The sequence below is a fragment of the Nakamurella sp. GG22 genome (assembly GCF_052976845.2).
Window position 1 is genome coordinate 324,467 of the sequence record NZ_JBRIIO020000001.1, and the last position, 14,068, is coordinate 338,534.

General features: G+C 67.9%; 12 protein-coding genes. 4 read left to right on the plus strand and 8 right to left on the minus strand.

Annotated elements, in window-relative coordinates:
* Positions 1-222: 222 nt before the first annotated feature.
* On the minus strand, positions 223-2,133 hold the full coding sequence (locus ACVBEQ_RS01550; RefSeq protein ID WP_447151644.1) for a DUF4012 domain-containing protein: 1,911 nt from the start codon (positions 2,131-2,133) through the stop codon (positions 223-225).
* A gap of 376 nt (positions 2,134-2,509) precedes the next feature.
* Here ACVBEQ_RS01550 and pknB point away from each other — a divergent pair, with 376 nt between their 5' ends.
* Positions 2,510-3,850, plus strand: coding sequence for a Stk1 family PASTA domain-containing Ser/Thr kinase (pknB, locus tag ACVBEQ_RS01555; protein WP_447151645.1), 1,341 nt, complete (start codon positions 2,510-2,512; stop codon positions 3,848-3,850).
* A 27-nt stretch (positions 3,851-3,877) separates the two neighbouring features.
* Here pknB and ACVBEQ_RS01560 read toward each other — a convergent pair whose 3' ends face one another.
* Entirely contained in the window at positions 3,878-6,637 is a 2,760-nt protein-coding gene (locus ACVBEQ_RS01560; RefSeq protein WP_447151646.1) for a DUF4012 domain-containing protein, read from the minus strand.
* Positions 6,638-6,897: 260 nt separating this feature from the next.
* Here ACVBEQ_RS01560 and ACVBEQ_RS01565 point away from each other — a divergent pair, with 260 nt between their 5' ends.
* The 3 genes from ACVBEQ_RS01565 (at position 6,898) to ACVBEQ_RS01575 (ending at position 9,129) form a co-directional block, all read left to right on the plus strand.
* On the plus strand, positions 6,898-7,191 hold the full coding sequence (locus tag ACVBEQ_RS01565) for a hypothetical protein (RefSeq protein ID WP_447151647.1): 294 nt from the start codon (positions 6,898-6,900) through the stop codon (positions 7,189-7,191).
* Positions 7,192-7,563: 372 nt separating this feature from the next.
* Positions 7,564-8,229 (plus strand): response regulator transcription factor, encoded by a 666-nt coding sequence (locus tag ACVBEQ_RS01570; RefSeq protein ID WP_447151648.1) that lies wholly within the window; start codon positions 7,564-7,566, stop codon positions 8,227-8,229.
* A gap of 237 nt (positions 8,230-8,466) precedes the next feature.
* Positions 8,467-9,129, plus strand: a complete 663-nt coding sequence (locus ACVBEQ_RS01575) for a LuxR C-terminal-related transcriptional regulator (RefSeq protein ID WP_447151649.1) — start codon at positions 8,467-8,469, stop codon at positions 9,127-9,129.
* Between the two features lie 659 nt (positions 9,130-9,788).
* Here the strand turns inward: ACVBEQ_RS01575 and ACVBEQ_RS01580 are convergent.
* Genes ACVBEQ_RS01580 through ACVBEQ_RS01605 form a run of 6 tightly spaced genes read right to left on the minus strand, consistent with a single transcriptional unit; the run spans position 9,789 to position 14,042 of the window.
* Positions 9,789-10,415: a hypothetical protein gene (locus ACVBEQ_RS01580; protein WP_447151650.1), complete on the minus strand. Its 627-nt coding sequence runs from the start codon at positions 10,413-10,415 to the stop codon at positions 9,789-9,791.
* A gap of 59 nt (positions 10,416-10,474) precedes the next feature.
* Positions 10,475-11,479: an endonuclease/exonuclease/phosphatase family protein gene (locus ACVBEQ_RS01585; protein ID WP_447151651.1), complete on the minus strand. Its 1,005-nt coding sequence runs from the start codon at positions 11,477-11,479 to the stop codon at positions 10,475-10,477.
* A gap of 22 nt (positions 11,480-11,501) precedes the next feature.
* Complete coding sequence (locus ACVBEQ_RS01590) at positions 11,502-11,909, minus strand: response regulator (RefSeq protein WP_447151652.1); 408 nt, start codon at positions 11,907-11,909, stop codon at positions 11,502-11,504.
* Positions 11,906-12,304: an STAS domain-containing protein gene (locus ACVBEQ_RS01595; protein WP_447151653.1), complete on the minus strand. Its 399-nt coding sequence runs from the start codon at positions 12,302-12,304 to the stop codon at positions 11,906-11,908. The genes ACVBEQ_RS01590 and ACVBEQ_RS01595 overlap by 4 nt, the downstream gene beginning before the upstream one ends.
* Positions 12,301-12,807 (minus strand): ATP-binding protein, encoded by a 507-nt coding sequence (locus ACVBEQ_RS01600; RefSeq protein ID WP_447151654.1) that lies wholly within the window; start codon positions 12,805-12,807, stop codon positions 12,301-12,303. Before ACVBEQ_RS01600 ends, ACVBEQ_RS01595 begins: the two co-directional genes overlap by 4 nt.
* The gene (locus ACVBEQ_RS01605) at positions 12,804-14,042 is read right to left on the minus strand and encodes a PP2C family protein-serine/threonine phosphatase (RefSeq protein WP_447151655.1); all 1,239 of its coding nucleotides are present in this window, start codon (positions 14,040-14,042) and stop codon (positions 12,804-12,806) included. The genes ACVBEQ_RS01600 and ACVBEQ_RS01605 overlap by 4 nt, the downstream gene beginning before the upstream one ends.
* Positions 14,043-14,068 lie beyond the last annotated feature (26 nt).

Here is a 14,068-nt window from a genome sequence, read left to right on the forward strand (position 1 = left end):
GTGTGAGGAGCATATGGCACTGATTTGAGGCCATTCGGGCTGTCGATTGCATGGAGTAACAAGTGCTGGCCACCGCTCGGCCAGGACTCCTAGGTTGATCTCAGTCAGTGATGCGCGATGACAGTGAGTAGCGGGCGTGGCAGGCCCGGTAGGGCCGGTGACGTCAGTTACGCCCGTTGGTGGCGTGCGGCCGGGTTCGCACGCTCAGGCAACCAGCGCGTATCAACTGGAAGGTGGCCTGCAGACCCGGTACGGGTCGACGGAGGTATCCCAGGTCTTGACCCCGGGGGTGACGATCAACGCGGGATTCACGTCCGTCGCGGCGGTGCCACCGGCCGGGCCGAGGACCGTGAAGACCAACTCGGTCGACTTCCCCGGCTTCAGCACCACGGTGGAGGTGCCTACCTCACGAGACAGGTCCTCGCCACGGCCAATTGCGATCGCCTCGTCGTCCCGTGTGGCACTGACGATGCCGCCCCCGGCAGGGGCGAACACCAGCACATTCGTCTGTAGCTCGTATTTCTCGCCGCCGTCGGTATTACCCGTGACGTACTCCGGCAGGCCGCGTGCAGGTGGGTCGTACGTCATGGTGATGCGGACCTCCAGCTCGCGCCGGCCGTCGTCGCGGCACGAGCCTTCGACGACGTGCACCGCGTTGCGAAGGTAGTAGCCAAGTTTGGCCGCGGTGCCGTCGTTCATGAACACCCCGATCGAGGGGTCCATCGGGTCGCCGGTAAGAGCGCCGGAGACGCCCGTCGGCGCGATATCCGCCTGCTCGGCCGGGTCGGCGCTATAGAGCAGTACCCGCCGCTCGTCCACGGCCTTTCGCAGGCCGTTGATGATCGAGGCCGGCTTCCCCTCGCCGGACATCAGATCGGTGAACACCGTCGCCGTGGCCGCCGCCAGGAAGGCGTCACGCTGGCTCTGGTCGCTGGCGCTGTCGAATTTCTTGTACGCAGTGGACAGCAGGATCGAGACCAGATTGTCGGAGGTGACCTTGACGCCGTCGCCGACGTCGATAGCGGTCGAGCCCTTCAGCGTGTACGACAGGGCGACCGGATCAATTGCCAGCACACCGTCGACGGTCTCGCCCGTGCGAACCCGGTACATCTCCGCGAACAGCGGCGCGGCAGTCGGGAAATCGGGAGTGAAATTCACGTCCTGGGGGTACTGCGCCATCAATTCGGTATAGAGCTTGATTTGGTTGGGAGTCAGCTTGGCGACGGGCGGGTCGAAATAGCCGAGGACTCGGGAGGATGCGCCTTGCTCCCCGATGGTGATCTTTCCCTGGTCCGCGGTCACCAGCGCGAAGGATCCGAAGATGCCGCCGGTTGCGCGGAGCTCCGCAGGATTCTGGAATACCACCAGATAACTACGCGGGCCGTCGGAGCCCAGCATGGTGGGAAGCAGCCTGGAAATCCGCGCCGCGGGCCCGGTGACGTCGCCTGCATCGCCGAGCTTGTTCTCCAGGCTGATCACCGCCTCCCCCACCGGTTGCACCACCGAGGACAGATCGATCGCTGCCATCCGCTCACGCGCCTGGGTGACGGCGGAATCGGCGTCCTGCAGCAACGGAGAGATCCGCTGGATCGGTGCGAGATCGATGGCTCCGTCGTCGGGAGCCAGCTGCGCCGGCTGTAGGGTCTGCGCGACGTCGACCAGTGATGGCATCACATTGGTGGCCAGCGAATCCACGGTCAGCGCCACCTCGCGCAGTGCGTGAAGATTCCCGCCCAGCAGCGGTACGACGGTCGCGGCATGGAGGACCGGATCCTCGACGGCCGAGCGAGCCGCGGCCGCCTCGTCCTGCAGACGGCTCACCGTGTCCGCCGCCGCAGCGGGATCTGAGGCACCGACGTCCTTCAACTCGTCCTGCAGCGTGCTCACCTCCGCGGACGCCGTCTCGAGGTGGCTGTACGCCTGGTAGCTCCGCCATCCCACCCAGGCGATGGCAGCCAGGATCGCCACCCCCGTGACCAGCATCAGCCAGCCGATGATTGCCCGGCGACGTTGCTTCCGGCGGTGCCTGCGGTGATCGGCCGCCCGCTCCTCCGGGGTGCGGTGGACCCGATCAGCGAACTGCACGTGCGGTTCCGGGGGGACGTAGTTCTTGACGGCGAATCGGTCAGGCACATCGGGTGCAGGAGGCTCGGCCGCTGCATCGTCATTCTTGGCAACCGCGTCTGTGCCAACCGGCGGTAGCGCGGGCTCGCCTGTTGACTCCGAGCGGGGAGGCACGTTCTCGCCAGTGACCACTCTCGGTGCCTCCTCGTGTACGGAGCGCGACATTACCTCATCGATTGCGGTGGAGTGGGTTCCAACGAGATGCGCTCATCGCAACCGTGGCATACGTGAGGGCACGGTCGGGCCAGAAACAGAACCGAATCGACAACGATGCCTGGCTCTCGGCACGTCGTCACCGGTTCCTCGGTGTCGCGCGGTACACCATCAGTAGCCGTCGGCTGACGACGGCGGGTGAAGCATTGCCACAAGATCGAGAAGGCCGAACATGGGTTACCAGATTCTTGCGGACCGCTATCAGGTCGGCGATATTGCCGGCCGCGGCGGCATGTCAGAGGTCCACCGTGGTCGCGACCGGCGGCTCGAGCGGGACATTGCGGTCAAGGTGCTGCGGAAAGACCTGGCGCGGAATCCCGCCTATCAGGAACGGTTCCGCCGGGAAGCGCAGAACGCGGCCTCGCTCAACCACCCGAACATCGTCGCGGTCTACGACAGCGGCGAGACAAAGGAACGAGACCTCGCCGTTCCCTACATCGTCATGGAGTGGGTCGACGGGGATGTGCTGCGCGACGTCCTGAACCGCGACGAGCCGCCGACGCTGCCGCGTGCGGCCGAGATCGTCGCCGACATCTGCCTGGCGCTGGACTTCTCCCATCGGCACGGCGTCGTCCACCGGGACGTCAAGCCCGCGAACGTGATGCTCACTCGTGCCGGCGCGGTGAAGGTGATGGATTTCGGCGTCGCCCGTGCCGCCGCCGACGGGTCGGCTCCGACCACCGCGACCGCCGTCATCGGGAATGCGCGTTACCTGTCACCGGAACAGGCCAGCGGTCAGCCGGTCGATGTTCGTTCGGACATCTACGCGACCGGCTGCGTCCTGTACGAACTGCTCTGCGGCGCGCCACCGTTCACCGGGCGGTCACCAATCGTTGTGGCCAACCAGCACGTACGGGAAGCGCCGCGACCGCCCAGCGAACGGCGGCGCGGGATCCCCAGGGCCTTCGACGCGATCACGCTGAAAGCCCTGAGCAAGAACCCGGCGAACCGCTACCAGACCGCCGCCGAGATGCGGACCGATCTGCGGCGGGCCGCCGCCGGGCTGGCGGTGCAGGCCACGCCGGTGATGAGTGAGCGGGAGCGTCAGGAACTGCATGGAGTTCCGGTCGCGGTCGGCGCGGTGAGCCTAACTGCGGGATCCAGCACCGACAGGCCCGCCCCGCCGCGATCGGGACCTGCCCTGCTCGCCCCCGTACAGACTGCTCCGCCGCCGTCGCCCGAGATCCCCGAGGCGAGCGACGAACACACCAAGCGGGTGTGGCGGATCGTCGCGCTCGCCGCGGTGGGCCTGTCCGTCATCGTCGCGCTGGTCCTCACCGTGCTGGTGATCACCACGCCGCCCCCACCGGCGAAGGTGGCCGTCCCCGACGTCACAGGAATGTCCGTGCAGGACGCGGTCGCCGTACTGCAGGAGAAGCGCCTGACCCTGGGCACTGTCGTCGAGGTCAATTCCCCGCAGGATCTGACCGGCAAGATCGTCAACCAGCGTCCTTCGGAGCAGACCCAGGTGGACGCGGACACCCCGGTGAACCTGGAGATCGACGCCAGCTGACCACCGGTCCACGGCTTTTCGGTGCGATCAGCTGGTCTCCGCGGAACAGGGCTTGAACGGATCCACCGCGGACCGCCACGGGTTCACGCCGGGCGTCAGGACCAGCGTGGGTGTCACGTCGACCGGAGTACCGATCGTTTGGGGCCCACGCACGGTGAACACCAGCTCGGTTGTTGCTCCCGGCGCCAACTCGACGGTCAGCGTTCCCACCTGTCGCCCGTGGTCCTCACCGGTGGCCAACGAAGCCGCGACACCGTCACGCTGAACCGCCACCACGGTGCCACCTACCGGAGCGAAGGCCAGCACGTTGGTCCGGACCACGTAGGGCTGCCCCGGCATGATCTGGCCGGTGACGTAACTCGGGGCGTCCGGCGGCGGTGCGTCGAACGCCATCGTCACCCGCACCTGCAGCTCGCGACGCCCGTCGGACCGGCACTGCCCCTCGGTGACGTGCACCGAATTGCGCAAGTAATACCCCAGCTTCGCCGCGGTGCCGTCGTTCATGAAGACGCCGATACTGGGCCGCGCCGGGTCGGAATCGAGGGCACCGGCGAGCCCGGTCTGCGCGATGTCGGCCTCCTCCGCCGCATTGGCGCTGTAGACCAGCACCCGACGCTCGTCGGCCGCCTTGCGGAGGCCGTCGATGATCGCGGTCGGTTCGGCCTGGCCGGCCATCACCCGCGAGAAGACAGCGCTGGTCGCATTGTCCAGGAAGGCGTCGCGCTCCTCCTGGGTGCGGTCATCGAACCGCGCATACGCCGTCGACAGCAGCGTGTACACGAGGTTGTCCGACCGGAGTGTGAACCCCTCCCCGACCTCGATCCCCGGGGCTCCCTCGAGCAGGTAGGACAGCGCGACCGGGTCGATAGCCAGCACCCCATCTACTGTCTGGCCGGACCGCGCCTTGTACATCGCGGTGAAAAGCTCTGCGGCCCTGGGGAAGTCGGGGGTGAAGTTCACGTCCTGCGGGTAGCGCGCCATCACGTCGGAGTACAGCGCCTGCTCGCTCGCCGTCAGTTCGGCCACGGGCGGGTCGAACTGCCCGAGGCTCCGCGAGGACGCGCCCTGGCCGGACAGGCTGAGCTTGCCGTTCTCGGCCTTCAGCACGGCGTAGGACCCGAAGATGCCACCAGTCGCGCGGAGCTCCGACGGGTTCTGGAACACCACCAGGTAGGTCCGCGGGGTCCCCGCACCGAGCATCGGCGGCAACAGCCGCGCCGACCGCGCCGCCGGCTCGGTGACGTCAGCGGCGTCCTGCAGCTTCGTCGACAGCGTCTCGACCGCATCGCCGACCGGCCGCATCAGCTGCGTTCGGTCGATGGTGGCCAGTTGCGCGCGGGCGTCGTTCACCGACACATCCGCCGACTGCAACAGCGGTGCGATCTTCTGGATCGGGGCCAGGTCGATCGCGCCGTTCTCGGGAGCAAGGGCCGACGGCTCCAGCGTGCTGGCAACATCCACCAGCGACGGCATGACGTCCTGGGCGAGCGCGTCGACCGTCACCGCGATCTGGCTGATCGCGGCCAGGTTGGGCCCGACGAACGGCACGTTGGTCGCCGCCCGGTACACCGGGTCGTCCACAGCCGCACTGGCGTCAGCGGCCTCCTTCTGCAGCCCACTGACGGTCGACGCGGTGACCTCGGGATCGACAGCGGAGATGTCGGTCAGCTGATTCTGGAGCTCGCTGACCCCGTTCGAGGCGGCCTGCAGGTGGATGTAGGCCTCATAGGTGCGCCATCCGACCCAGGCCGAGCCGCCGATCACCAGCACCGCGACGCCGAGCAGCGTCCAGACGAAGATCCTGCCGACCCGGTGCCGGCGGCGTGGTTTGCGGTCACGGGTCCGGCCCTCCTCCGCAGAGCTGCGGCGCTTTCGCCGCTCGCTTCCCTCGCTGCGCGTCGAGCTGCGGTCACTGTGCCGCGAGTGGCGATGGTGGGGGGTGTTCGCCGACGTCGGCTGGTACGGCGCGGCAGCGGGCGTGGTGACGACCGGCCGGCCGTTGGTCGCCGTGTGCCGGTGACTCGACCGGCGTTCGGGTTCGACGACCCGGCGCAGCGGTTGAGCCGACAGGTGGAGCAGGGGTAAGTCCTCCGCCTGACGCTTCGGTGCGGCGCGTTGCGGGACCGAGCGTTCGCGGACACTGGCGCGGTCGGCGCTGTGCCGGCCAGCGTTCGACTGGTCTGTGTTGAGGCGGGCAGAGTCATGAGCGGGTCGGGACCACCAACCGGCCAACCCCCGCCCCGACTGGGCCGACGCCTTGCTGGCGCGGGCGGCTTTCGCGGTGGCTTTCGCTGCGGCCTTGGCCTCAGCCTTCGCCGCCGCAGACGCACGCCGGTTGTCGGCGAACTCGTCTGCGTAGAACTCGTCGGTGAACTTGTCGCCCTCGAATCTGTCGGTCGCGTCGCGCTCCCCCAGCAGTGCCGCACGCTCCTGCTGAGCGAACTCCCCGATCCCGGCAAGCCGGCGCTTGCTGACCCAACCCGTCGTCGCGGCGACCGCGGCCTGCGTCGTTCGGGCCCGTCGACGGAACGGGTTACCGGTGAAAGCGCCCGGGGTGACCCGGTTCGGGCTCGAGCCACCGGCCGGGCGTGCGCCCGGCTGACGCGGGCGGAGCGGGCGCTCGCCGCCGGCCGGGGCGGCCCGGCGCGATCGGCGTTGCTGGGACGCGGCCGCACGCTGGGCACGGGAGGGACGCTGTCGGCGGTGGGCGGCGGGCAAGGATGTCGACGCGGCAACCGCGGCCGGGTTCTTGCGCGCCCGCCCGACAAGGAATACGCGTTGCGCCATCCCTCTCCCCATCGTCGTCATCCGGGCTGTCGGACCGGCCGACCGCGGTCGCAACGCTCAGCTGCAATCGCCATGGCACGGATGGTCATCAACCACCCCGCCGCTCCGTGCCACCGCCAAGGATCACACGTGATGGGCAGCAGACAGTTACCAATGCGTCCATTCGTTGACGGTTGTCACCCGGATGACGCAGCGCTATGCCGCTCACACTTCAGCTCTGGTCGGCGACAGGCAGCACCGGCCGCACCTACCCTTGACCGATGAGCACCCTGCTCGCCGGGATCGTGGTCTTCGCGGCGTTCGGCGCCGTGATGGCCGGGTTGGTCCTGCTGACCCGGCGGCAGCGCGGCCGGAAAGTGGGCGGATCTATCGCCGGACCGTTCGAGGAAATCTGGCATCCGTCGGCCCACCGGGCCCGGATCGAGATCCAAATCCAAGGGGAGCGGAAAATTCCGATGCCGTCACCGGGCGAGCCTCCGCTCGATGCAGACCCGGCGACCCGGCGACCCAGCGACCCAGCGCCAACAACTTCATTGCCGACCGCCCGCCCATGACCGTTGCAGGCCGGATGACCGAAATCGAGCCGCACTGGACCTCCTCCCGCCGCGATTCGCGCGTTCGGGTATTTCTTCCATCGCGGAGAGTGAGTACTCCGGCGCGCCGGTGTTCAGCGGCCCCGAAGCCTGGTTGACGCATCACTCAACCGGACCATCATTGGTTCAACGCGCCGTTGCGATGCCTTCCGCCTTCCCGCACCGTGGCCGGTTGGTCGAGCGACCGCTGGCATTGCAGGCTTATACCGATACACTTGATGAAGGTGTAAGAACGCGGCGGGCGAGCCGCAGACAATTCGCAGCGAATCTTGAGAATGCCCTTTCACCGTTCGGGGTCAGAAAGCGACCTGTCGTCACGGTTAACTGGCCGTGATGCCCCATTGTGGTCCTCTTCTGGACTTGGTGATTCCCGTGACGGCTGTGCTGAGTGCTGCCCCGGCAAATTCATTGACCAAAACCGTTCTGGTGTGTGATCACCATCCGGTGGTACGGCGGTCGTTGTCGGAACAATTCGCCGGCAACCATTCCCACCTACGGGTGGTGCAGGCGGTACCCGACGGGCGGGCGGCGGTCAGCGCCTTCTCCACCCGACCGACGGACGTCGTGCTGGTAGGGATTCACCGCGGCACCGCCAGCGGGACAGCCGCACTCGACATGCTCTCGCGCGCTTACCCTTTGGTTCCGATCATCGTCTTCGGCTCGGCCCACGACAGTGAGCTGCTGATCGACGCGATCGGTCAGGGCGCTCACGGGCTGATGCTCTGGGATATCGCGCGCCCGCTGCCCCGTCAGCAGGCCGCGTCGTCGGCCAACGGTTCGAGCCGGCGCGAGCGGTCGGGCCCGCTTGCGCTCACCGACCTCGAGCGCACCCTGCTGCATCGCATCGGCGAGGGCCAGACCAACTCGGAGATCGCCCGAAAAATGTACCTGTCGGTGGATGCCGTCAAGACTCGTTGCCGGATTCTCTTCCGTAAGCTCGGCGCCCGCGATCGGGCTCATGCCGTTGCGCTCGGCCTGCGCGACGGTCTGTTGACATAATCTGCAGCACACGCGTTCGCAGTTCAACGGTGCACTTCGATAGGCACAGCAAGTGACGTAGGGTAGCCTGGCATTGCTGAACGTCACAGCCGCACTGGGGTTCCGGACGAGCCGCCCATCACGGGCCGCCGCTGTCGAGCCGCCCAGATCCAGCTCCGGCCATCGATGAACCAATCGCCCGCCCGTCCTTCTAGAACGGCGCTGCGACATGTTCTCGTCGTTCAGGAAGGAACCGTGATGGTCCACGACGTGACGCCGGCGACGGCTGCCAGGACCGATCGGGCTACCGCCGGTCCGCTCTTCGCTCAATCGAAACCGTATGCGGTGAAGGCCAACCCGGTTCCGGACAGATCCACGATGGTGTTGGTGGCCGATCCGGTGGGAATGATCGCGGAGGTGCTCGCCCCGGTGCTGGTGCAGTACATCGGTTGCCGGGTGGTGCACGCGAGAACCGTTGCGCAGGTTCGCGAGGCGATCGACGGTGGCGTGCCCGGCGATCTGGCGTTGGTCAGCCTTGGCCTGCACGAGCAGGCGCCGGTCGTGATCCAGGTGCTGCGGGATTCAGGCTGGCCGCGGGTGCTCGCGCTGACCACGTCCGGCCTTGCGGTGGCATCCGCGATCTCGGCAGTCGACGCGGGCGTGGACGGAGTGCTGCGGATGCCATGGATCGATCCGGGGCCGCTGCATCCGGTCTCCAGCCTCTCGGACCGGGAGTTCGAGATCGTCGGACTGGTCGCCGACGGCTTCAGCAACAAGTCGATCGCAGAACAGCTTTCGCTGTCGGCGTTGACCGTCAAGAATCATCTGGCGCGCATCGGCCGGAAGTTGGACGCCCGCGACCGCGCCCACATCGTTGCGATCGCCTACCGCGGCGGAGCCCTGAGCCGAACGGCGCCATAGACACCCGTGGTGGGCCGCGCGCTCCGTGCACAGCGGCCCGCTCCGGGACCGCTGGGAGGTGCCCGTCGAGGACCGGTCGACCGTCGAGGTTGAAGATCCACCGAACGTCGTCGGCCAGAGCGAGAAATGCGCCAGGGGTGCCGCTGTAGAAGGCGATGCTTCCGGTCGTGCTCGCAGCGCCCATGGGCAGCAAGGACAGCTCCAACGATCCACGTCCCTCGGCGGAGTGGTCGACGTCACCGTGGCTGATGACGATCGGGCTGTCCGCGACGTGCAGCATCACGGTGAGCCCGAGGAACGACGGCACTGACGCAGCGAGGTCGTCGGCCAGCACTCTGACCACAGCCGGAAGGTTGCACCCTGGTGCGTCGAGCGCGTCACTGAGCGTGGTGAGGTCGTTGACGACCGTTTGCCGGCAGCCCATCGCCGCCTCCTCGAATGCATCAACTCATGGCAGTCGCGCGGTCGAAGACCGCGTCCTGGGATGTCAAATAGTGAAGCATCGCAACGGAATCGGCATCGGCAACCGCGACGGGTGATGAGCGCTCAAGCACTCCGAACGTACTCCTCAACGGTCGCGATGAGAACGCCTGACCAGTGATGAATGTGACCCTGCGACGAATAGGTTGCCGGCGCATCCCTGTCGCCCGGGCGGATTCTCACCGTTCGACGACCGGGTGTTCCGCTCGCGACCGAATGTTGAGCAGCATTCTGCGCATCATCCAGATGTCGCCGAACTCGAGCAGCACCGAGAACGCGATCGAGGGGGACAACCATCGGTAGCGCGACCTGACCCTGGTGATCAGCCGGGTCGACCCGTCGGGAGTCGCATCCAGCTGCCACGTCCAGGTGGTGTCGCCCGGGGTTCCCCAGATCATCGAACCGGGCGTACCTGTGGCGGGCGGGTCTATGGCGAGCACCGGCATGCCCTGCTTCCCGTCGGGGCTCATCGGAATGACGTCACCGACCTCGAGGTGCTGCAGTTCGGGGACGATGCGGGTCGCGCTGCGGCGGCCGAGGTTGTCGAGCAGGTCGTAGCTGTACCAGCCGGCTCGGGTCAATCCAACCTGCACCAACCAGGGCCAGATCTCGGCCGGTGTCGCACGGATCGTGATTGCCCGGGTGGCATCGAAGGTCGGCCGGGAAACGAGTTCGTCGCCGGGCAGCGACCGCTGCACCTCGGCCGTCGTCGCGCCCCAGGTCAATTGCCACGGCCGAATCCACCGGATGTACAGACCGATGACCGCTAACGGCACAGCGACGAACAGCAGAACGCGAATCCTCATACCCCGAGTCAACTCGCATGCTCTCTGTCTCGTGGACCCGGTCCGGCCTGGCGGGTGGATCACGCCGGTGTCGGATCCGTCCGTACCGCAGGGGGAATGGCAAGCTCCACGGACAGCCGGCGATGGTCACTGCCGGGGTTGTGCTGCACCTGCGCGGAGCGCACAGTGACACCTCCGTCGACCAGCACGTGGTCCAGCCGCATCACCGGGATCATCGGACCCGCCCATTGCGGCCACGTCGCGCCGACGCCGCTGCCGGCGACCACGTAGGCATCCCGCACACCGCTGCGCAACAGGTCGGCCATCGGCGCGTGGTCCGCGGTGGCATTGAAATCCCCCGCCATCACCAGCGGCCCGCCGAATTCACCGGGCATGGCGGCGAGTGCGCTCAGCTGGGCACGCCAGGTTGCCGAGTCGACCTCGCCGAGCGGGGCGACAGTGTGGACGTTGATCAGACGGAAAGTGGCTGCTGCTGTGACGATGTCGGCGCGCGTCATCGGAGAGCCTGCGACGTCGATCACCCCACCGGCGGCGATGGGCAGCTTCGACAGGATGGCGGATCCGTGAAATTCCGGCAGCGGGTCGAGCACCTGATGCGGGTAGGCGGCGAGCAGGCCGGCCGCCCGTAATCCGGCGAGGTTCTCCGGGGTCACTTCCTGAAGGGCGATCACCTCCGCATCGGTGGCCAGCAGATCGGCCGACAGTCCGGCGACGTCGGTGTTGTCGAGCAGCATGTTCGCGGTGATCAGGTGAACACCAACCGAGCCGGCAACGGCGGTCTCCCCGCCGCCGTTCTGATACAGCCCGCCCACCCAGACAACATTGCCCAGTGCCAGCGCGACGGCGACCGCGGCCAGTGCGCGCTTGCGGGTCAGCGCCGCGGCCAAGGCCAGTGGGATCGCCGGCAGCAGCAGCCACATGCCGACGCCCTGCAGCCCGATCAGCTGTGGCTGGCTTTCCGACCGGAACAGCCGGACGAGGCCGATACCCGCCATGGCTGCGGCCAGCACCCAGCCGAGGGCGAGAGCCGTTGCGTTCACAGGCTTGCGGATGTTCACTGGCACGGCGCACAATGAGAGTTGGAGCTCATGCCGCGGGCGTCCAGTGTGGGAGCACGTCGTGCAGGCATGCCCGCAGCGCCCGGGTGCTGATCGGCTTCGTGAGGTACGCGTCGACCTCGTCGAAACGGCCACCCGACGCGGGATCGTCGACGATTCCGGTGACGAGGACGAACGGTGGTCGCGACTCCTGGACGGCCGCCGTCCGCAGATGTTCCAGTAACTCCAGGCCGGTGCCGCCGGGCATCGAGTAATCCGAGATGACAAGCGAGAACCGGGATGTGCCGAGCTCGGCCACCGCGGGCGCCAGGTCGTCGGCCTCCACCACGGCAAAACCCCACCGGCGCAACATGTGTGCCAGCACCAGCCGGGAAACCATGTCGTCGTCCACCAGCAGGATCGGGGATTGGCCGGCGGCGGGGGTCGGCGCGCTCACGCGGCACCACGCGCGTCGACCATTCGGAACACCTCGTCGAACTGGGTCAACCGGAACACCCGGAGCACGTCCCGGTCCGCCGGGTTGATGAGAACCACCTCGCCGCCGGCACTTCGGGACTCCTTGCGGGCCCGTACCAGAGCGGCCAGCCCGGCACTGTCGATGAAATGAACGGCGTGCAGGTCCACGATCAATGAGGCGGCGCCGGCCTGCTGAGCAGCGGTCAGCTCCGTGCGCAGCCCGGCTGCCTGCACGGCCTCGAGCCGGCCCGCCAGGACGCAGACGGCCGACCCACCCGTTCCCGGCTGATTGGGCAACGGCGTGATCGTGATGGTCAGCGCGGCGGCGGTCTCGCGGGGGGCGGTGTCCGCAGTCGCAGGGGTGGTCTGAATCATGATCGGTTCTCCTGGACGTCGGTGGGTCGATCGAAACTGGGCCGATCGAAACTGGGCCGATCGAAGCGGGGTCGATCGAAGCGGAGGGACCACACATTGGCGCCGTCCGCACGGTCATAGGTGAGTTCGTCGGTGAGTTTCTGGGCGATCACCAGGCCGTAGCCGCGGATCTGCGGGACACCCTGCACCGGCGGCCGGACCGCCGCGGGATCGAACGGCGCGCCGGTATCGGTCACCCGCACCCGCACGGCGTCATGATCGACCGACCCGGCGATAGTGATGTCGGCCGGCCCGGTCGGGTGGGCGGCGCCGTAGGCGTGGTCGATGACGTTCATGCACACCTCGTGCACCGCCAGCTCGACCTTCGGCCGCAGGTCAGCAAGCGCGTCCTCGACCTCGAGAAGCGTTGCCACCCAGTCGGTCAGCTTCCGCAGCTCCAGCGGTTCGGCCGGCACTGACAGGACGTTCACCGCGGCGCCGAGCGGCAACTCCCGCGCGGTCACGACGTTGCCTTCAGCAGCACCAGGGTGCGGTCGTCGGACGGCGGAGCGCCCTTGGCGAACGCGATGACGTCGGCGATCAGCCGCTCCCCCATCTCGTCGACCGTGAGGCCGGCCAGTGCGGCGATCTGCTGCCCGAACCGCGGGTAGCCGTAGAGCGCCTCGGCAGGGTCCTGTTGCTCGGAGAGTCCGTCCGACCCGAGGACCAGGACGGAACCGGGTCCCAGCAGGACGGCGTGATTCCGGCCGGTGCGCCCGCGGACGACCCCGATCGGCGGCATCGAGGGAGGAATGGGAGAGGCGACCCCGTCAGCGACCGACACCACCGGCGAGTGGCCGGCGTTGCAGACGTGCACGACGCCGCTGCCGGGGCGGTGCGCGCCGACCACCAGCGTGACGAACAGTCCGACACCGGACAGGTAGTCGTGCAACTCGTCGCTGACCGCGGCCAGTGCCCCGGCCGGGTCGTCATGGGAATGGGAGTGGAAGGCGACCCGGGCCGCGCTGACCGCCCTGGTCATCACGATGGCCGCAGGGAGTCCCTTCCCGGCAACGTCGCCGACCACGAACCACAACACCCCGTCCAGGACCTCGAACGCGATGAAATCCCCGCCGGCCACGTCGGCCGGGATCACCTTGGCGAACAGCTCGACCCCCGCCAGCTTCGGCGGGCCGGCCGGCAAAACTGCCTGCGCCAGGGTGGAGGCGAGCTGGTGCTCCCGCTCGATGGTGGCGCGGGCGATGCCCTCGCGGTACATCCTGGCGAGCGTGAGCAGTTTGTCGGTGGCCGCGACGACGGCGTCGATGAGTTGCAGGTCGCCGGTGGAGTATCGCAGGTCGCTGCCGCGCGCGAAGCCCAGCGCGGCGGGGGCGTCGCCGTCGTGCAGAGCGACGACAACGGCTGTCCCGTCGGGGAACTCGATCGGTTGCGGCCCGCCATCGACGACATCCGCCGGCACCATCCGGTGCTGCAGCCCGGTCGCCAGGGTGTCCGAGCCGACGATCAGCGTCTCGTCCGAGGTGAGCAGGACCGCACAGTCGGAATTCGTGAGTTCCAGCGCCTCGGTCAGCATCATGATCAGCGCCTTGGTGTCGTCGAGCGAGTCGACCGGTATACCGATCAGCGCCCGCAGGGCGTCCATCCGGTCCTGGGTGCGGATCAACGCCTCGGTCAACCGCTCCTGGGACCCGGTCTGCGACGGCGGACCGACCGCGGCGACAACGTCATTCGGCTGCATTCCGGACCCCCCTCCCTCGCGACCCT